Raw genomic sequence first — 17,887 nt, forward strand, 5'->3', positions numbered from 1 at the left:
CCGGCGCCCGGGCGGTGCGGGCGTACGCGCGGAGCGAACGGCCGTCCCGTAAGGCGCGGGCGTACGGGAGGCGAACGGGCGCCCACGCCCGCGCGTACACGCGGCGGCGGCCGGCCGGCGGAGGCGCCCGGACGCCGCGCGGGCGATCACGGCACGGTGTCCGGACACTCGAAGCGGCTTGCACTCGGGTGGGTCGAGTGCTAATCATTGGCGTTAGCACTCTACGAGTGAGAGTGACAACTTGGACCGGGTCAGTGAGGCCCGTGGCGCTAGTCCGGAAGGAACGGGCAGCGCACTGGCCGTCCGTCGCGGGCACGGGCGCGGTCCGGAGCAATCCACCCCAGTCCGGGAGGACCACTTCACATGGCCAAGATCATCGCGTTCGACGAGGAGGCACGGCGCGGCCTGGAGCGCGGGATGAACCAGCTCGCCGACGCCGTCAAGGTCACCCTTGGCCCCAAGGGTCGCAACGTCGTCCTTGAGAAGAAGTGGGGCGCGCCCACGATCACCAACGATGGTGTCTCCATCGCCAAGGAGATCGAGCTCGAGGACCCGTACGAGAAGATCGGCGCCGAGCTGGTCAAGGAAGTCGCCAAGAAGACGGACGACGTCGCCGGCGACGGTACGACCACCGCGACCGTTCTCGCCCAGGCGCTGGTCCGCGAGGGCCTGCGCAACGTGGCGGCCGGCGCCAACCCGATGGCCCTCAAGCGCGGCATCGAGAAGGCCGTCGAGGCCGTCTCCGGCGCCCTGCTCGAGCAGGCCAAGGACGTGGAGACGAAGGAGCAGATCGCCTCCACCGCCTCCATCTCCGCCGCCGACACCCAGATCGGCGAGCTCATCGCCGAGGCGATGGACAAGGTCGGCAAGGAAGGCGTCATCACCGTCGAGGAGTCGCAGACCTTCGGTCTGGAGCTCGAGCTCACCGAGGGCATGCGCTTCGACAAGGGCTACATCTCGGCGTACTTCGCCACCGACATGGAGCGCATGGAGTCGTCCCTGGACGACCCGTACATCCTCATCGTCAACTCCAAGATCGGCAGCGTGAAGGACCTCCTCCCGCTGCTGGAGAAGGTCATGCAGTCGGGCAAGCCGCTGCTGATCATCGCCGAGGACGTCGAGGGCGAGGCCCTGTCGACCCTGGTCGTCAACAAGATCCGCGGCACCTTCAAGTCCGTCGCCGTCAAGGCTCCGGGCTTCGGCGACCGCCGCAAGGCCATGCTCGGCGACATCGCCATCCTCACGGGCGGCACGGTCATCTCCGAGGAGGTCGGCCTCAAGCTCGAGAACGCGGGCCTCGACCTGCTCGGCCGCGCCCGCAAGGTCGTCATCACCAAGGACGAGACCACGATCGTGGACGGCGCCGGTGACAGCGACCAGGTCCAGGGCCGTGTGAACCAGATCCGTGCCGAGATCGAGAACAGCGACTCGGACTACGACCGCGAGAAGCTCCAGGAGCGCCTGGCGAAGCTGGCCGGCGGCGTGGCCGTCATCAAGGCCGGTGCCGCCACCGAGGTCGAGCTCAAGGAGCGCAAGCACCGCATCGAGGACGCGGTGCGCAACGCCAAGGCCGCCGTCGAGGAGGGCATCGTCGCCGGTGGTGGCGTGGCCCTGCTGCAGGCGTCCTCGGTCTTCGAGAAGCTGGAGCTCTCGGGTGACGAGGCGACCGGCGCGCAGGCCGTCAAGCTCGCGCTGGAGGCCCCGCTGAAGCAGATCGCCGTCAACGGTGGTCTCGAAGGCGGCGTCGTGGTGGAGAAGGTGCGCAACCTGGCCGTCGGCCACGGTCTGAACGCCGCCACCGGCGAGTACGTCGACATGATCGCCGAGGGCATCCTCGACCCCGCGAAGGTGACGCGTTCCGCTCTGCAGAACGCCGCCTCCATCGCGGCGCTGTTCCTCACCACCGAGGCCGTCATCGCCGACAAGCCCGAGAAGGCCGCCCCCGCGGGCGCCCCGGGTGGCATGCCGGGCGGTGACATGGACTTCTGATCCTCTTCCCGAGGTTCGGAAATCCGGTTCGGATCCGAGGGCGGCACCCCTACTCCCAGGGGGTGCCGCCCTCGGGCGTTTCCGGCCACGTGAGGGCCGGGACGGCCTGAACAGGTCGGCTGGGTGGTGGGCGTCCGGCGGCTGGTGCCTGCGAGGCGGGCGTCCGTGGATGGTGTGTGCGAGGCGGGCGTCCGGTGGGTGGTGCGTGAGGCGCGCGCGTCCGGTGGGGGCGTGCGTGCGGGGGACTCGCTTGCGGGGCGGATGGTGCGCGGGGTGTGCGTTGGCGCGGGGGGTGGTGCGTGTCACGTGGCCGCGCCTGCCACGAGGCGCCCGGGGACGGGCGCTTGCGCTTGCTCCGCGGGCCGTGCGCCTCACGTGGGCGGTGCGCCGTCCCCTACGGGGCCGGGGGCGGCGCCGGGCGGCGGGGTGCCGGGCGGCGGGATGCCGGGCGAGGGATCGGCGGTGTCCCGCAGCGGGTCGGCGGCGGCTTCGTCCCGTACGGCCTGGAGCAGGGCTCCGGCGGCGGGGGACGCGTCCGCGGCCGTGACCATCACGGTCTCCCGTCCGAGGACGAGCGCGGGATCCTCGACGCGCAGCCACTTCACGCCCCGGGGCACCGTGGCGGCGGCCAGAGCGGGCAGGACGCAGACGCCGAGCCCGGCGGCGACGAGGCCCAGCCGGGTCGGCCAGGCACGCGCCTCGTGGACGACGCGCGGGGAATCCAGGGTCGGCCAGGCCCCGAACTGCGGCTCGCCTGCACCGCCCGCGCCCACGATCCACTCCTCCCGCGCCAGGTCGTCGACGTGCACCTCGTCCCGCGCGGCCAGCGGGTGCTCCTCGCTCACGGCGACGCCGAGGCCGCGTCCCCCGCGTACGACCTCGACGCGCAGCCCGGTCAGGTCGTAGTCGGGCAGCCCGTCACCGACCGCCACCACAGCCATCTCGATCCGCCCGGCGCGCAGCCTGCGCAGCTGGGCGGGGCTGGCCGCCTCCCAAAGGCTCACGGCGAGCGCCGGATGTGCCCGGCGCAGACGCCCGATCGCCCGGGGCAGCAGCGCGGCGGCCGCGGTGGGGTACGCGCCGACGGCGAGGCGGCCGGCGAGCCGGTCACGCAGTCCCGCGATCTCCAGTTCCGCCGCCTCGACGTGCGTGAGCATCTGGCGCGCGTGGCGCAGCAGCGCCTCGCCGGAGCGTGTCGGCCGCACCCCTCGGGCGTGCCGTTCGAACAACGGGGCGCCCACGGCCGCTTCCATCGCAAGCACTTGCCGCGACACCGCGGACTGCGTGTAGCCGAGAGCGTCGGCAGCGGCGGTGAACGACCCGTGCTGGGCCACTTCGAGCGTGACGCGCAGGCCCGTCAGCGTCAGTTCCGGCATGGCCCCGACGATATGCGCCGGCCGCGGACCGGCAAAGCAAGCCTGCGGCCGGCGGTCCCGCACCCCCGCCGCGCCGGCCGAGACGGGCGGCCCTGGGACGCCGACGTTCAGGTGCGGTCCCTCAGACGACGTCGGGAGCCGGGTACTCGGCATCGGCGGCGTAGGCGGTGTCGCGCTGCCGCTCCAACGAGGCCAGGCGCTCGCGCACGGTGGAGGTGACCGCCTCGTACGCGTCCGAGTTCAACAGCAGCCGCAGCGGCGGGTCCTCGGACAGTGCCGCCTCGATGGTGGCGTGCGCGACCCCGGACCGGCTGCCGACCATGTCCTCCACCCTGGGCGCGGGCGAGTCCGCCGGGCCGCCGAGGTAGGGCCCGCTGAGGGGCACGCGCTCGGCCGCGTCGTAGAAGCTCGTCCGCACCATCCCGGGCTCCACGAGCACGGTCCGGATCCCGAACGGCGCGACCTCGGCCGCCAGCGTCTCGAAGTACCCCTCCAGCCCCCACTTCGTGGCGTGGTAGATGGCGAAACCGGGGAAGGTGATGTGGCCGCCCATGCTCGAGAGCTGCACGAACACCCCGCCTCCCTGCGCCCGCAGGTGCGGTACGGCACGGCGGGCGAGCTGGATCGAACCCGTCAGGTTCGTGGCGATCGCCGACTCGACCTGCTCGTCGGTGAGATCCTCGGCCGCGCCGAACACGCCGAAGCCGGCGTTGGAGACGACCACGTCGATGCGTTCGTGCGCCGCGAAGGCACGTGCCAGGACGGCCTCGGTCCGGGCGCTGTCCCTTACGTCGAGGCGTTCGCGCCAGAGCCGGTCGCCGTATGTGTCCGCCAGGTCGTCGAGTTGCTCGGGCCTGCGGAGCGTGGCGGCGACGGTGTCCCCGCGGGCGAGGGCCTGTTCGGCGATCTCGCGACCGAGGCCGCGTGACGCTCCGGTGATGAGCCAGGTGGCCATGGTTGTCTCCTGTTGGTGTCGCAGGGGTTGGTGGTGCGGAGGGGGTCAGTGGTCTGTCTGGTGTCGGCGAGGTAGCGGTGGAGTCGGTGGGGTTGGTGGGATCGGTAGCGGAGGGCGGGCCCTCACGGCGTGGCATGCGCATCGCCGAGGTACTGCCGCCGAGCGTCGGCGGCCGTACGCGGGACACCCGGCGTGGCCGGGGCGGGCGAGCCGCTCGGCGTGGCCGGGGCGCTGCGGCCGCTGCGCGCCCTCGGGAAGCTCCTCCCACCATCGCGCCGCGCAGCCATGCGCACAAGCGATGCTTTGGCATTACAGGTATGCGGAAGCAGCATGCCTCGTAGGATGACCACTCCGGCTTGCGCCGGCTTGCGCCCGCTTGCGTCCTCTTGCGGTCGGGGTCGGTCTTGCGCGATCTGCACCCGCCCCGCGGGCTGCGGCAGGATCAAGGGGTGAGCCAGAACCGGCGGCCGGAGGCCGGACCGCGGCGGAACTCGCCGCGGTCGAGGCGGCGCGAGCCGCGAGCCCACGCGACCGCCTCGGCGTTCCTGCATCCGCTGGCTCAGGCGCGCCAGGTGAGGCACGTTCTCGGTGCGGCAGCACACGCGGCCCGGGCCGAGGAGCTGGACTCCGGTCGGAGGGAAGGCGGTCAGGGGGAAGGCTCCAGGGCGCCCACCGCTGCCTGGGTGGCGGGCAACGCACCGTCAGCCGTCACCGAAGTGCTCCGCCGGCTGCCGGCCGCCCCGCCCGGCGGCGGACGAGTGGGCGAGATCATGCGCGAGCTCGGCGAGGCGTTGCGCGGCTGATCCCTCCTCCGCGCCGGAACCGTCCTCACCGAAACCGTCGATGACCGCACGCAAGGCCTCGCGCGTCGCGGCTCAGGGTGTCCCTGCCCCTACCGGTGTCAGGAGGGTCTGGGCTTCGGGTCGCCCTGGCCGCACAGTGGGCATGCCACGCACGAAGGAGGCGGGGCAACGACGGAGAGACGGAGAGGCGGGGCAACGACGGAACGACCGCGCCGGGGCATGCCGGGGCACCCGGTGGACGTGGACGTCCGGTTTCCGGCGCCACCGTCGTTGCGGCACCGCACGTGTCCGGCGGAGCGCCCGATGCCCGGTGCGCGACGCGGTGCACCCCGGCACCCGGCAACGGGCCGGCCGGGGCGCGCGACCGCTCCAGTCCTTGCGGCAGCCCTCCTCACTTCACCTTCCTTTCCCTTCCCTCCCGACCGAGCCCCGAGCGAGCCCCGAGCGAACCCCGGGGCTCCGACCGAGCCCGACCGAGTCCTGTGCGAGCCGCCGTCCGCCGGTCGGTCTCGTCCCTGAACCTTGCAGAGGAACCCCATGTACGAGCTCTTTCAGAGTCCCTTCGACCGGCACGCGACGGCGTCCGACGTGATGCGCGGTGTCGATCTGTCCGGCCGACGCGCCGTCGTCACCGGAGCCACCTCCGGCATCGGCGTGGAGACGGCGCGGGCGCTCGCCGCCGCCGGCGCGGACGTCACCCTCGCCGTCCGGCGGCCCGACGCCGGCGACCGGATCGCCGCCGACCTGCGCCGGAAGACCGGCAACGACGCGATCAGCACCGCCCGCGTGGACGTGGCCGACCTGGACACGGTGGACGCGTTCTGCGCCTCCTGGAAGGGACCCCTGCACATCCTGGTCAACAACGCGGGAATCATGGCGCTGCCGGAACTCGAGCGCGGCAGCCATGGCCACGAGCAGCAGTTCGCGACCAACTACCTCGGCCACTTCGCCCTCACACTGGGTCTGCACCGGGCGCTCGCCGAGGCCGGAGGCGCCCGCGTGGTGAGCGTGTCGTCGAACGGGCATCTCTTCTCGCCCGTCGTCTTCGACGACATGGACTACCGCTTCCGCCCGTACGACGCCCTCAGTGCCTACGCCCAGTCCAAGACCGCCGGTGTCCTCCTCGCCGTCGAGGCCGACCGCCGGTGGTCGGCCGAGGGCATCCGGGCCAACGCCCTGCACCCCGGTGCCATCGCCACCAACCTCCAGCGCCACACCGGTGGTCTGAGGACACCCGAGCCGTACCGCAAAACGGTCGAGCAGGGCGCGGCCACCTCCGTGTTCCTCGCCGGATCACCGCTGGTCGACGGCGTGGGAGGCCGCTACTTCGAGGACGTCAACGAGTCCCCGCGCGTGACGTCCCGGCCGGAGGGCTTCGGGAAGACGGCGGTGGCGCAGTACGCCCTCGACCCCTCGAACGCCGAGCGGCTGTGGGACATGGCGAGCGCGATCCTCCGCTGACGCCTTCGGGCGTGAAGGCGCGGCGCGGCGCCGCGAAGCGACAGCGACGAGCCTTCCGTCGATGCCCGCACCGGCTTCGGCACCGGCTCCGGCACAGGCCCGTGCTCAGTGGTCTCCGGCCGGTGGCACGGCCGGGGCCGTACGGAACAGGTACGCCCCCGTGCCGTACAGCGTCACCGCCGAGCCGAGGCCGGGTATGACGGCCCACAGGGAGGCGGCCGAGCCCAACTCGGCGGTCAGGGCCCCGGCCACCGCCGACGCACAGATCAGGACGCCCGTGACGCGGTAGCCCGGCACCTGGAAGACGGCGGCGAGCGGCAGGAAGTGCAGGCCGACGACCAGTGCGATGAGGGCCGGCAGCGCCTGCGTGTGTCCGGTGACGCCGAGCACGACGGCGATCACGGCGCAGCCGCCCCACTCCAGGGACAGCACGAGGCCGAATCGACGGCCCGCCCTGCGCCGGTCGTCCCGGGAGAGGGGGTCGTCGGCCGGCGCGTCCAGCCGGGCCGCGGAACGGTGCATCCGTACGGCGAGGGCGAAGAAGCCCAGTGTCAGCACCACACCCGCGGCGAACACCGTCCTCGCGACCGCCGCCGGCATGCCGGTGGTGCCCAGCGACGTCCAGCCGAGGGCGAAGAACGCCATGATGCCGATCCCCGCCGCGCGCCCCCGGAGTTCCGCAGGATGCGGAGCCCCGGGAACCGCTGTCGCGGCGGGCGCGGCGGACCGTTCCGCGGTCCGGGACGGTGCGGCGGACGGGTGGGCGTCCGCCGCTTCCGGCCGGGCCGCTTGCGGTGGGTTGTTCGTCGTCATGTTCAAGTCCCCCCGTGGACGATTTTCTTCGTTCTTCGTTCTTGGTTCTTCGTCAGCTGCTTGGTAGCACCGGCTGGGACGCCACGGCAACGGGTTCTTCCGCCGTGCCGGCAACCGGTCCCGGTCGCGCCGCGGCCGTCTCCGGATCCGCGTTGAGATCCCGCAGCATCGTCTTGGTGAAGCCGAAGTAGTACGTGGCGACGAAACCGACCAGGTAGCCGACGACCAGCCCGGCCGCGTACACGCAGACCATGACGCCGAGGCCCCTGTTGCCGGAGAGCAGCGGGAACAGCGCCCAGCCGGAAGGGCCGATCGCCGTCGAGCCGACCGCGTCGCCCAGCTGGTTGAACAGCCCGACGAAGCCGCCGCCGAAGGCCCCGCCCACGCACGCGGTGACGAACGGCCGTCCGAGCGGCAGCGAGACACCGTAGATCAGCGGCTCGCCGACGCCCAGGAAGCCCGCGGGCAGCGCCGAGCGGATCGTCCGGCGGACGGACGCGTTGCGAGGCAGCCTGAGGTAGACCGCCATGGCCGCGCCGACCTGGCCCGCGCCGGCCATCGCCAGGATGGGCAGCAGCACCGTGTAGCCCTGTTGTTGGATCAGCGTGGTGTGGATGGGGATCAGGGCCTGGTGCAGGCCCAGCATGACCAGCGGCAGGAACAGGCCGCCGAGGACGAAGCCCGCTCCCGCGCCGCCGTGGGCCAGCAGCCAGGTGGCGAAGTCGCCGATCCCGGTGGCCACCTCGCCGGCCACGAACATCAGGCCGAAGAGCGTCACCAGGCCGGCCACCAGCACCGTCAGCGTGGGCGTGACCAGCACGTCCAGTGCCTCGGGCACCCACCTGCGGCACCACTTCTCGACGCCGACGGCCAGCAGTGCCGCCCCCAGGGCGCCGAGGACACCGCCCTGTCCCGCGGCCAGCTTCTGGCCGAACGCGTCGACCGCCGTGACCCCGGGGAAGACGGTGATCGCGGCGACCGCACCGCCCAGGATCGGTGTGCCGCCGAACTCCTTCGCCGTGTTGTAGCCGACGAACACCGCGATCAGCGACATGAAGCCGGACGACAGCGCGGCCAGCGCGGGCACGATCGACGGCAGCCAGTGGAGGTTGGTCAGCAGGCCGTTGAGGCCCGCGATGATGCCGCAGCCGATCAGGGCCGGGATCAGTGGAACGAAGATGTTCGCCACGCGGCGCAGGAACAGCTTGACCGGGGTCGCGTTCTTCGCCTTCCTGGCCGCGCGCATCTCCGCTCCCTGCGCCGCCAGTTCCTCGGCGCTGCGGGATCCACCGCCCGCGGCCCCGGCCGCTGCCGGCGCCTCACCTGGTGCGGCCGAGGCCGGGGAGGCGGGGGCGGCGGCCGGCTGTCCGGGGGCGGACGCGCCCTCGGCGACCAGCGCCTCGAACTCGGGCGTGACCCGCGCGACCGCGCCGGGGCCGAGGACGATCTGGTACGTGTCGTCATCGACCACGCCGAGGACGGCGGGCAGCGCCTTCAGCGCTTCGTCCTGGACGAGCGACCTGTCGTGCAGGCCGAGTCTGAGCCGGGTCATGCAGTGGGCGACGGATGTGACGTTCGCGGCGCCGCCGACCAGCGGGAGGATGGCCTCCGCCGTCGCGCGGTTCTTGTCTGTTGCCATGTGCCTGGTGCCTTGCTGTGCGAGAGGGTCGGGAGGTACAGATCACCCCGTGACGGGCCGGGAGGACTGGAGCGCCGCGCGGAGATGTCCGTGCGACTGGGCCAGGAGGGCGGCGGCCGTCGGGCCGTCCACGCCACCGAGGATGGTGAGGATCGCGTTCTTCACCTCCCCGTCGGTGGCGGCGAGCGCGGCCTCGATCTCGTCGTCGGAGGCGCCGGTGGCCAGCGCCACGATGCGGCGGGAGCGGGCGCGCAGCTTCTCGTTGGACGCCCGGACGTCGACCATGAGGTTCCCGTAGGTCTTGCCGAGCCGGATCATCGTGATCGTCGAGATCATGTTGAGTACGAGCTTCTGCGCCGTGCCCGCCTTGAGCCGGGTGGAGCCCGTGATCAGCTCGGCGCCGACGACGACCTCGATGCCGTGGTCGGCCGCCGCCGCCAGCGCGCTGTCCGCGTTGCACGACAGCCCGACGGTGAGGGCCCCGAGGGAGCGCGCGTGCTCGACCGCGCCGATCGCGTACGGCGTCCTGCCGGACGCCGAGACGCCCACCACCGCGTCGTCCGGGCCGACGCCCAGCGCGCCGAGGTCCGCCGCGGCCAGCTCACCGGAGTCCTCCGCGCCCTCCACCGAGGTCACCATCGCGCTGGGGCCGCCGGCGATCAGCCCGACCACGTCGCCGGGGTCCGTGTTGAACGTCGGCGGGCACTCGCTCGCGTCGAGCACACCCAGGCGGCCCGCGGTCCCCGCGCCCGCGTAGATGAGCCGTCCACCGCGCCCCATGCGCTCCGCGACGGCGTCGATGGCCTCCGCGATGCGCGGGAGCTGGTCGGCGACGGCCGTGGGAACGGTGGCGTCCTCGCCGTTCATGAGGCGGGCGATCTCCGCCGTGGGCAGCCGGTCGATCTCGGCGAGATCGGCGCGGAACGCCTCGGTGGTCAGGGTCTCGAGCTGCGCGCGGAGGTCGCCGTAGGGCGCGGGCGCCGGGGTTGAGGTCATCTGGTGCGGCTCTTTCTGAGGGCGCGGAGGAGCGTCGGAGTGGGGGCGGGGCACGAGGGGATGCCGTCGGAGTGCGGGTACGCCACAGGCGTCACCGGCCCGGTCGGCGGCCGGACGGGGGAGCGGCGCGGACGGGGCGGCCGTCGGCGGCGGGGCCTCGGGCTCGGTCGTCGGGGTCGATGGGGCGGTCGGCGGGAGCCCGGTGCGCGGGCCCGTGGAGAGGGGCGGACGGTGGTCGGGCGGGGTCGCGTGCGGCGGCTCGGAGGGGCGGTCGGGCAACGGTGGGGCGCCGGCGGCTCAGCGGCGCGTTCCCAGGGGCGTCAGCGGGCGCCCCGCGGGCTGTGCCGGTGGGCCAGGGCCTCGTACGACGCGGACAGCGCGGGCGCCGCCGTCTCGTACGTCCGCTGCGCGACCCCTATGAAGAGGCAGTCCACCACGAGGAGCTGGCTCGTGCGGCTGGACATGGCCGCCGGGCGCAGCTCGCTCTCCCGTGCGGTGGACGTCGTCAGCACGTGATCGGCGTACTGCGTCACCGGGCTGTCGGGACGGCCGGTGATCGCGACCGTCGTGGCACCGCGGTCGAAGGCGACCCTCAGCGGCTCTATGACGTCGCCGGTCGAGCCCGAATGGGTGATCGCTATGGCGACGTCGCCGGAGCGCAGCTGCACCGCGTTGGTCACCGCGAGGTGGGGGTCGGTGTGCGCGTGCGCGATGAGGCCGATGCGCAGCAGCTTCTGGGCGAGATCCATGCCGACCAGGGACGACGCGCCGACCCCGTAGATGTCGATCCTGCGGGCGCCCACGGCGGCGGAGACGACCGCGCCCAGCTGCGTCGTGTCCAGGGAGGCGGCGGTGTCCGCGAGCGTCTGCTGCTCGTCGTAGGCGAGCTTCGCGACGACGTCCGCGATCGAGTCGTCGACCGCTATGTCGGCCGTTACCGCGGGGGAGCGGCCCGACTGCTGCTGGGCCGCGAGGCCCGCGAGGGCGAGCCGCAGGTCCCGGTATCCGGGATAGCCGAGGAGCCGGGAGGTGCGTACGACGGTGGCCTCGCTGGTGCCGGTGAGCTCGGCGAGGCCGGTGACCGTCAGGGCGGCGCAGCCCGCCGGGTCGCCCGCGACGGCCTCCGCGACCAGCTGCATGGAGCGGGTCATGGAGGGCGCGAGCGTACGCACCTTGGCGGCGAGGGCCGCCGGTGCGGGCGGGGTGTCACCGCTGAAAATTTCCTTCAGGTCACTGGTCACGATTGAAAGATATTTTCGAGCCGTCCGGGTCGTCAACCCCCTCTTCCCGCCCCTGTGGATATCGCTGAGGTGTGCGGCGGATACCGCTGAGGTGTGCGACCCGGAGGGAACCGGCCGGTCGGGTGACAATGGCGGGATGGACGAGGTGAACGCGTTGGAACAGGCGCTGCACGCGGCGCGCGCCCTGATCATGGCGGACCTGGCGGCCGGCGACGTGGTGGCCCCGGAGACCGTCTCGCTGGTCGAGGAGGCGGTGGCGCACCGCAGGTGGTGGGTGGACCAGTGGCCGGACGGCATGCCGTTCGTCGCCGGGCTGGTCGCCCAGGACGTGCAGGACGCGGTGCTGGAGCAGTACGGGCGGTGGCCCCTGTGTCCCGTCTGCGGCCCCGACGATCCGCACGCGCTGGACGTGGAGCCCGAACTCGGCCCCGACCCGCACTGGGTCTGCGCCAAGGCCGGCGTCGTCGTCTCGCGTGTCGGCGAGCTGGGCGTGCGCCGGTGACGGTCTACGTCGACCCGCCGACCTGGCCCGGTCACGGGCGCATGTGGTCGCACCTGGTCAGCGATGCTTCCTTCGCCGAGCTGCACGCCTTCGCGGAGCGGCTCGGCTGCCCGCCCCGCGCGTTCGAACGCGACCACTACGACCTGCCGTCCCACCTCTATCCGGACGCGGTGCGTGCGGGGGCGGTGGAGATCGGCTCCAAGGAACTCGTGCGCCGGATCACCGAGGCCGGTCTGCGCAGACCCAAGGGCCGTTCCGGTCCCGCCGCCTGACGCCTCCTGGGAAACGGGCGGGGCGCGAACTGACGGTCTGTGGCCGGGCCCCGGCGGCAGGCGCCGGCGAGGGCCCCGCGCCGGGCACGCCGACGGCCCGCGGCCAGGCCCCGGAGTTCGGCGACGGGGGGTCGGGTACCGGACGGGGTGCGGTCGTCCCCGCCCGACAGGACGCGCGGGCCTACGGCTCCAGAACCCGTGCGGCCCCTATCCCCTCTTCCTTCCCGGTGCGCTGCCCGGGGACGGACGCGGCCACGAGCCGCGATCGGCGCGGATCCCGCGAGGCGTGCAGCCGCTTCGCCACCGCGCACAGCGCGAGCGCGACGACCGCCATGGCCGCGCCGGCCCAGGCCGTGGACGCGAAGCCGAAGCCCGCGTCGATGACCCGGCCGCCCAGCCAGGGACCCGCCGTGTTCCCCGCATTGAAGGACGACGTGGCGGTGGCGGCGGCCAGGGTGGGCGCGGCGGAGGCGACCTCGAACATGCGGGCGTTGAGGGCGGGCGCCGTGTAGAAGGCGGAGAAGCCCAGCAGGAAGGTCAGCACGATCGCGGCCACCGCGTGGGACGCCGTCAGCGCCAGCACGCCCAGCAGCACGGTCGAGCCGGCGATGCCGCTCAGCTGCACGCCGAAGAGGTGCGCGTCCGCGTACCGTCCGCCGACGGTCGTGCCGGCCAGCGCGCCGACGCCGAACAGCGCGAGCACCGCCGGAACCCAGCCGTCCGGCAGCCCGGAGACGTCCGTGAGCAGCGGAGCCATGTAGGAGAACGTGCAGAACACCGCGCCGCCGGCCAGCGCCGTGATCGCGACGGCCAGCCAGACCTGGCGGTCGCCGTAGACCGAGAGTTCGCGCCGCAGCTCGGGCGCCCGCTCGGGTGCCGGGATCCGGCGGATCAACGTGACGACGCCGGCGAGGGCGATCGCCGAGGCCGCCCCCACCGCCCAGAAGGCGGAGCGCCAGCCGAGGTTCTCGCCGAGGAAGGCACCGGCGGGCACGCCCAGCACGTTCGCTATGGACAGGCCGCCGATCATCACCGCCATCGCCCGGGCGCGGGCCGTCACCGGCACCATCGCGACCGCGACACTGGCGCCGACGGCCCAGAACCCTGCGCACGCCAGGGCGCTGACGACGCGCGAGGCGAACAGCACGCCGTAGGAGGGAGCGAGCGCGCCCGCTATCTGTCCCAGCCCGAACACCGAGATCAGGGCTATGAGCGTGGCGCGCCGCGGCATCCGCAGGGTGACCACGGCGAGCAGCGGCGCGCCCACCACCATGCCGATCGCGAAGGCGGAGATCAGCAGACCCGCGGTGGGGATGGAGACGTCCATGTCGCGGGCGATCGGCGGCAGCAGCCCGGACAGCATGAACTCGCTGGTGCCGAGGGCGAAGACGGACAGTCCCAGGATGTAGACGGCGAGCGGCATGCGGTCACGTCGACCCGTTGTCTGAGGCATGTCAGTGCCAACGGCGTCGCGGCTTCGGGGCATTCCCCCGAGTCGTCCCCTTCATCCCGTGCCCCGTGCGCGAGCGGCCGGGCGGCCGGGGGCCCCGGCGCGCGCCCCGGTCGGTCCGCCGGTCGCGGCCCCGGCGAGCCCGGCCCTCTGTGCCAGGAGGCCTCAAGCAGGCGCAGTTCCGTTTGTTCCAGCCGTTTGTTCCAGCCGCTTGTTCTAGCCGGCTTCGAGCAGGCGCAGTTCCGTGGCGAGATTGCGGCGCGCGTGCTCCTCCCACTCCCCCTCGCCGTGCGGGGTACGGAAGAGCCGCGGCAGATCGAGGAGTTGGCGCAGCACGTCGCCGCGCCCGGCCCGGAAGGCGTCGTCGGGCACGAAGCCGTACTCCTCGCGGACCCGGGCCGCGTACTGCGCGTACACCGGAGGGGGCGAGGCGAGGATCGCGAGGTCCGCGTCGCACAGGACGGCGCCGTTCGTGTCCTCGGGGGCGGGATCGTGCGTGGTGGTGAGCCGGACCAGCCTGGCGACCTCGGCGACGCCTTCCGCGCCGAGACCCGCCTCGGTCAGCGCGCGCTCGGCGAGCCGGGCCGAGCGCTCCTCGTTCTCGCTGCGGTCCGGCCGGTACACGGCGTCGTGGAACCAGGCCGCGAGCCGCACCAGGGCGGCGTCTGCCGCGTGGTCCTCGAGGGTGTCGATGCGGTCGAGCACGGCGACGAGGTGCTCGGTCGTGTGGTAGCGGCGCTGCGGCTCCGCCCACCGCGCCAGCAGGGCGTCGGCGTACGGACAGGGGTCCGCGCCGGGGGCGCCCGCCGCGCCGAGGGCGGCGGCGAAGCGCTCCCGCAGCTCCGCCTCCTCGGACGCGGGCGGCGGCACGGACGCGGGCACGGACACGTCGGAGGCGGGAGCGGCGGCGGCGCCGTGCCGGGGAGCGTCCGGCTTCGATTCATCCACAGGGTCGGCCATGGGTACGACGATACGTTCGGCCCTGTGGACAACGCGCGACGCGGCTCAGCCGGCCGCGCCTACGGTTCCGGCATGACGAACCAGACCTGTCACAGCCCCTTGAAGCGCCTCAGCCGCAGGGAGTTCCCGACGACGAAGACGGACGAGAAGGCCATGGCCGCACCCGCGATCATCGGATTGAGCAGTCCGGCCGCGGCGAGCGGCAGCGCGGCCACGTTGTATCCGAAGGCCCACACGAGATTCCCGCGGATGGTGGCGAGCGTGCGCCGCGCCAGCCTGATCGCGTCGGCCGCGGCCCGCAGGTCGCCCCGTACGAGGGTCAGGTCGCCGGCCTCGATCGCGGCGTCCGTGCCCGTTCCCATGGCGAGGCCCAGATCGGCCTGCGCGAGCGCGGCGGCGTCGTTGACGCCGTCTCCCACCATCGCGACGGACCGGCCCTCGGCCTGGAGCCGCTTGACCACGTCCAGCTTGTCCTCGGGCAGCACCTCGGAGATCACTTCGTCCACGCCGATCTCGTCGGCGACGCTCTTGGCCACGGCCTGGTTGTCGCCCGTCAGCAGGACGGGGCGCAGACCGAGCGCGCGCAGCCGGCGCACGGCCTCGGCGCTGGTGTCCTTGATCCCGTCCGCGACGTCGAGGACGGCCCTCGCCTCGCCGTCCCAGGCGACGGCCACCGTCGTGCGGCCGGCGGCCTCGGCGCGCTGCCGGGCCTCCTCCAGGCCGGCGGGGAGGTGGATCTCCCACTGGGCCAGGAGCTTCGGCCGCCCGGCGAGGACGGCGTGGCCCGCCACGACGCCCTGGACACCCAGACCGGGCACGTTGGCGAAGTCCTCGGGCGCGGGGAGCGCGTCGCCGAGCCGCCGCGCGGCGCCCGCCGCGACGGCGCGGGCGACGGGGTGCTCCGAGGCGTGCTCGAGAGCGCCCGCGAACCGCAGCACGTCCTCCTGCGCGACACCGCCCGCGAGATGCACGTCCTGGAGTTCCATCCGGCCGGTGGTCACCGTGCCGGTCTTGTCGAGGACGACGGTGTCGACCCGCCGCGTCGTCTCCAGTACCTCGGGTCCCTTGATGAGGATGCCGAGCTGGGCACCTCGGCCGGTGCCGACGAGAAGGGCGGTCGGAGTGGCGAGCCCGAGGGCACAGGGGCAGGCGATGATCAGCACGGCAACGGCCGCGGTGAACGCGGCGGTGAGGCCGCCGCCGGCCACGAGCCAGGCGCCGAGCGTGGCCAACGCGAGCGCGATGACCACGGGCACGAAGACGGCGGAGATACGGTCCGCGAGACGCTGCGCCGCGGCCTTGCCGTTCTGGGCGTCCTCGACCATGCGTGCCATACGGGCCAGCTGCGTGTCGGATCCGACCCGCGTCGCCTCCACCACGAGGCGGCCGCCGGCGTTGAGCGCCGCTCCGGTCACGGTGTCGCCGACCGCGACTTCGACGGGCACGGATTCGCCGGTCAGCATCGACGCGTCCACGGCGGAGGAGCCCTCGACGACGGTCCCGTCCGTGGCGATCTTCTCGCCCGGACGGACGAGGAACCGGTCGCCGACGCGCAGTTGCGCGGTCGGCACGGTCACCTCGCGGCCCGCACGCACGAGCGTGACCTCCTTGGCGCCCAGTTCGAGCAGGGCGCGCAGGGCGGCACCCGCCCGGCGCTTGGCGCGGGCCTCGAAGTAGCGCCCGGCCAGGATGAAGGCGGTGACACCCGCGGCGGCTTCGAGGTAGATGTTCCCCGACCCGTCGGAGTGGCTGATCGTCAGCTCGAAGGTGTCGCGCATGCCGGCCGCTCCGGCCGTGCCGAAGAACAGCGCCCACAGCGACCAGAGGAAGGCGGCGAGCGTACCGACGGAGATGAGTGTGTCCATCGTGGCGGCGCCGTGCCGCAGATTCGTCCAGGCGGCGCGGTGGAAGGGCCAGCCCGCGTAGGCGACGACGGGTGCCGCGAGCGTCAGGGAGAGCCACTGCCAGTTGTCGAACTGGAGAGGGGGAATCATCGCCATCGCGATCACCGGGACGGCGAGTACGACCGCGGTGGTCAGCCGCTGCCGCAGCGAGCGCTGTTCCGCGTCCTCGGCCGGGGCCCCGGCCGCGTCGGGGTTCTGCTCCCGGGCCGGCGGAGACGGCTCCTGAGCGGTGTAGCCGGTGGCCTCGACGGTGGCGATCAGATCGCGCACGCTCAGGTCACCGCCGTAGCTGACCTTGGCCTTCTCGGTGGCGTAGTTGACGGTGGCCGCGACGCCGTCCATCCGGTTGAGCTTCTTCTCGACCCGTGCCGCACAGGAGGCGCAGGTCATCCCGCCGATGACCAGCTCGACCTCGGCGGGAGCCGGGCCCGGCGCACCGCCGGGTTCCGTGGTCCTGGTGAGGGTCATGAGGTGGCTCCTCGATCTTGGCTCGCATTCGATGCTACCCCCTAGGGGTATCATCCTCATCTCTCGGTATACCCCCTCGGGGTATAGGAGGCAAGTCGTTCGGCGGGGCGGGTGGGGCGGTGATGCGGTGAGCAGGCACGGGATCGTAAAGTGGGAGAGATAATTGGACTAGACCTGTCGAAATGGGATCCCATGAGCGAGCGCGCAGTCCTGGAGGTGATCGCCCTCGACGCCGACGACGCGGTCGCCGCGCGCGACGGGGGGGCCGACCGTCTGGAGGTCGTCACGGACATGGCGGCGGACGGGTTGAGTCCGTCGCGGGAGACCGTCGGCCGGATCCGCGCGGCCGTCGACATCCCCCTGCGTGTGATGCTCCGCCTCACGGACGGCTTCGCCGCCGGCACCCCGGCCGACGTCGACCGGCTGGTGGCGGTCGCCGCCGAGCTGCGAGCGGAGGGCGCACAGGAGTTCGTGCTCGGCTTCCTCGACGCCGCCGGGCGCCCGGACCTGGTCACGGTGGAGCGGCTGGTCGCCGAGCTGGACGGGTGCCGCTGGACGTTCCACCGGGCAATCGACCGCGCGGATGACCGCGACGCACTGCGCAAGAGCCTCGCGGACCTCCCCGGACTGGACACCTACCTCACCGCCGGCTCCCCGCAGGGCGTCGACGACGGCCTGCCCACGCTGCTCGCCGAGGCCGATGCCACGGCCGACGACGAGCCCGGTTACGAGGCCCAGCTCCTCGTCGGCGGGGGGCTCCGCCTCGACCATCTGCCGCGGCTGCGCGAGGCGGGCGTGCGGGCGTTCCACATCGGCAGCGCGGCCCGCCCCGACGGCTGGGAGGCCACCGTCTCGGCGGACGCCGTGGCCGGCTGGCGCCGGGCGCTGGACGCCTGACCCGGCGACCACGGGGCGGCGGCACCCGACGCGGGCCGACGCCGAGCCGCTGGGCGTGGCGGTGGTGGCACGTCGGCGGCTCGCACCTCCGGGGGCTGTGCGCCCCGAGCCGGGGAGTTGATCGCGCCGCGGGAGTCGGGCCGCGCCTCCGCGCCGCGCGC

At 73.3% G+C, this 17,887-nt stretch carries 14 protein-coding genes; 5 read left to right on the top strand and 9 right to left on the bottom strand.

Going from position 1 to position 17,887, the window contains the following annotated elements; all coding sequences use genetic code 11:
* The first annotated feature begins 363 nt into the window (after positions 1–363).
* Positions 364–1,989 carry a chaperonin GroEL gene (gene groL / locus L1885_RS09995; RefSeq protein ID WP_235796674.1) on the top strand — a complete coding sequence of 542 codons (1,626 nt, stop codon included), beginning with the start codon at positions 364–366 and terminating at the stop codon, positions 1,987–1,989.
* 371 nt (positions 1,990–2,360) lie between these two features.
* Here groL and L1885_RS10000 read toward each other — a convergent pair whose 3' ends face one another.
* Positions 2,361–3,365 (bottom strand): LysR family transcriptional regulator, encoded by a 1,005-nt coding sequence (locus tag L1885_RS10000; protein WP_235796675.1) that lies wholly within the window; start codon positions 3,363–3,365, stop codon positions 2,361–2,363.
* Between the two features lie 121 nt (positions 3,366–3,486).
* The gene (locus L1885_RS10005) at positions 3,487–4,320 is read right to left on the bottom strand and encodes an SDR family oxidoreductase (RefSeq protein WP_235796676.1); all 834 of its coding nucleotides are present in this window, start codon (positions 4,318–4,320) and stop codon (positions 3,487–3,489) included.
* A gap of 1,340 nt (positions 4,321–5,660) precedes the next feature.
* Here L1885_RS10005 and L1885_RS10010 point away from each other — a divergent pair.
* Positions 5,661–6,584, top strand: coding sequence for an SDR family NAD(P)-dependent oxidoreductase (locus L1885_RS10010; protein WP_235796677.1), 924 nt, complete (start codon positions 5,661–5,663; stop codon positions 6,582–6,584).
* A 105-nt stretch (positions 6,585–6,689) separates the two neighbouring features.
* Here the strand turns inward: L1885_RS10010 and L1885_RS10015 are convergent, their stop codons facing one another.
* From L1885_RS10015 to L1885_RS10030, 4 genes are all read right to left on the bottom strand, one after another.
* Entirely contained in the window at positions 6,690–7,229 is a 540-nt protein-coding gene (locus L1885_RS10015; protein WP_235796678.1) for a hypothetical protein, read from the bottom strand.
* A gap of 220 nt (positions 7,230–7,449) precedes the next feature.
* On the bottom strand, positions 7,450–9,036 hold the full coding sequence (locus L1885_RS10020; RefSeq protein ID WP_235796679.1) for a PTS transporter subunit EIIC: 1,587 nt from the start codon (positions 9,034–9,036) through the stop codon (positions 7,450–7,452).
* 42 nt (positions 9,037–9,078) lie between these two features.
* Complete coding sequence (gene murQ, locus L1885_RS10025) at positions 9,079–10,032, bottom strand: N-acetylmuramic acid 6-phosphate etherase (protein ID WP_235796680.1); 954 nt, start codon at positions 10,030–10,032, stop codon at positions 9,079–9,081.
* A gap of 320 nt (positions 10,033–10,352) precedes the next feature.
* Positions 10,353–11,273, bottom strand: coding sequence for a MurR/RpiR family transcriptional regulator (locus L1885_RS10030; protein WP_235796681.1), 921 nt, complete (start codon positions 11,271–11,273; stop codon positions 10,353–10,355).
* Positions 11,274–11,409: 136 nt separating this feature from the next.
* On the opposite strand from L1885_RS10030, the gene L1885_RS10035 reads away from it, so the two are divergent.
* The gene (locus L1885_RS10035) at positions 11,410–11,775 is read left to right on the top strand and encodes a DUF8819 family protein (protein WP_235796682.1); all 366 of its coding nucleotides are present in this window, start codon (positions 11,410–11,412) and stop codon (positions 11,773–11,775) included.
* Positions 11,772–12,047 (top strand): DUF4031 domain-containing protein, encoded by a 276-nt coding sequence (locus tag L1885_RS10040; RefSeq protein WP_235796683.1) that lies wholly within the window; start codon positions 11,772–11,774, stop codon positions 12,045–12,047. The genes L1885_RS10035 and L1885_RS10040 overlap by 4 nt, the downstream gene beginning before the upstream one ends.
* Before the next feature lie 181 nt (positions 12,048–12,228).
* On the opposite strand, the gene L1885_RS10045 is transcribed toward L1885_RS10040, so the two are convergent.
* The 3 genes from L1885_RS10045 to L1885_RS10055 all read right to left on the bottom strand — a co-directional run bounded on the left by L1885_RS10045 (position 12,229) and on the right by L1885_RS10055 (position 16,829).
* Positions 12,229–13,470, bottom strand: coding sequence for a Cmx/CmrA family chloramphenicol efflux MFS transporter (locus L1885_RS10045; protein WP_235796684.1), 1,242 nt, complete (start codon positions 13,468–13,470; stop codon positions 12,229–12,231).
* A gap of 243 nt (positions 13,471–13,713) precedes the next feature.
* Positions 13,714–14,457, bottom strand: coding sequence for an HD domain-containing protein (locus L1885_RS10050; protein ID WP_235796685.1), 744 nt, complete (start codon positions 14,455–14,457; stop codon positions 13,714–13,716).
* 89 nt (positions 14,458–14,546) lie between these two features.
* Entirely contained in the window at positions 14,547–16,829 is a 2,283-nt protein-coding gene (locus tag L1885_RS10055; RefSeq protein ID WP_235796686.1) for a heavy metal translocating P-type ATPase, read from the bottom strand.
* Between the two features lie 192 nt (positions 16,830–17,021).
* Here L1885_RS10055 and L1885_RS10060 point away from each other — a divergent pair, with 192 nt between their 5' ends.
* A complete protein-coding gene (locus tag L1885_RS10060; RefSeq protein WP_235796687.1) occupies positions 17,022–17,726 on the top strand; it encodes a copper homeostasis protein CutC in 705 nt (234 codons plus the stop codon).
* Positions 17,727–17,887 lie beyond the last annotated feature (161 nt).

Source organism: Streptomyces fuscigenes, from assembly GCF_021556455.1.
Classification (GTDB): Bacteria; Actinomycetota; Actinomycetes; order Streptomycetales; family Streptomycetaceae; genus Streptomyces; species Streptomyces fuscigenes.

Excerpts from the sequence above, each read along its gene's own strand:
- L1885_RS10060 (WP_235796687.1), top strand. The coding sequence starts at position 17,022 with ATGAGCGAGCGCGCAGTCCTGGAGGTGATCGCCCTCGACGCCGACGAC.
- L1885_RS10000 (WP_235796675.1), bottom strand. The coding sequence starts at position 3,365 with ATGCCGGAACTGACGCTGACGGGCCTGCGCGTCACGCTCGAAGTGGCC.
- L1885_RS10005 (WP_235796676.1), bottom strand. The coding sequence starts at position 4,320 with ATGGCCACCTGGCTCATCACCGGAGCGTCACGCGGCCTCGGTCGCGAG.
- murQ (WP_235796680.1), bottom strand. The coding sequence starts at position 10,032 with ATGACCTCAACCCCGGCGCCCGCGCCCTACGGCGACCTCCGCGCGCAG.
- groL (WP_235796674.1), top strand. The coding sequence starts at position 364 with ATGGCCAAGATCATCGCGTTCGACGAGGAGGCACGGCGCGGCCTGGAG.
- L1885_RS10020 (WP_235796679.1), bottom strand. The coding sequence starts at position 9,036 with ATGGCAACAGACAAGAACCGCGCGACGGCGGAGGCCATCCTCCCGCTG.
- L1885_RS10015 (WP_235796678.1), bottom strand. The coding sequence starts at position 7,229 with ATGGCGTTCTTCGCCCTCGGCTGGACGTCGCTGGGCACCACCGGCATG.
- L1885_RS10055 (WP_235796686.1), bottom strand. The coding sequence starts at position 16,829 with ATGACCCTCACCAGGACCACGGAACCCGGCGGTGCGCCGGGCCCGGCT.
- L1885_RS10035 (WP_235796682.1), top strand. The coding sequence starts at position 11,410 with ATGGACGAGGTGAACGCGTTGGAACAGGCGCTGCACGCGGCGCGCGCC.
- L1885_RS10050 (WP_235796685.1), bottom strand. The coding sequence starts at position 14,457 with ATGGCCGACCCTGTGGATGAATCGAAGCCGGACGCTCCCCGGCACGGC.
- L1885_RS10010 (WP_235796677.1), top strand. The coding sequence starts at position 5,661 with ATGTACGAGCTCTTTCAGAGTCCCTTCGACCGGCACGCGACGGCGTCC.
- L1885_RS10045 (WP_235796684.1), bottom strand. The coding sequence starts at position 13,470 with ATGCCGCTCGCCGTCTACATCCTGGGACTGTCCGTCTTCGCCCTCGGC.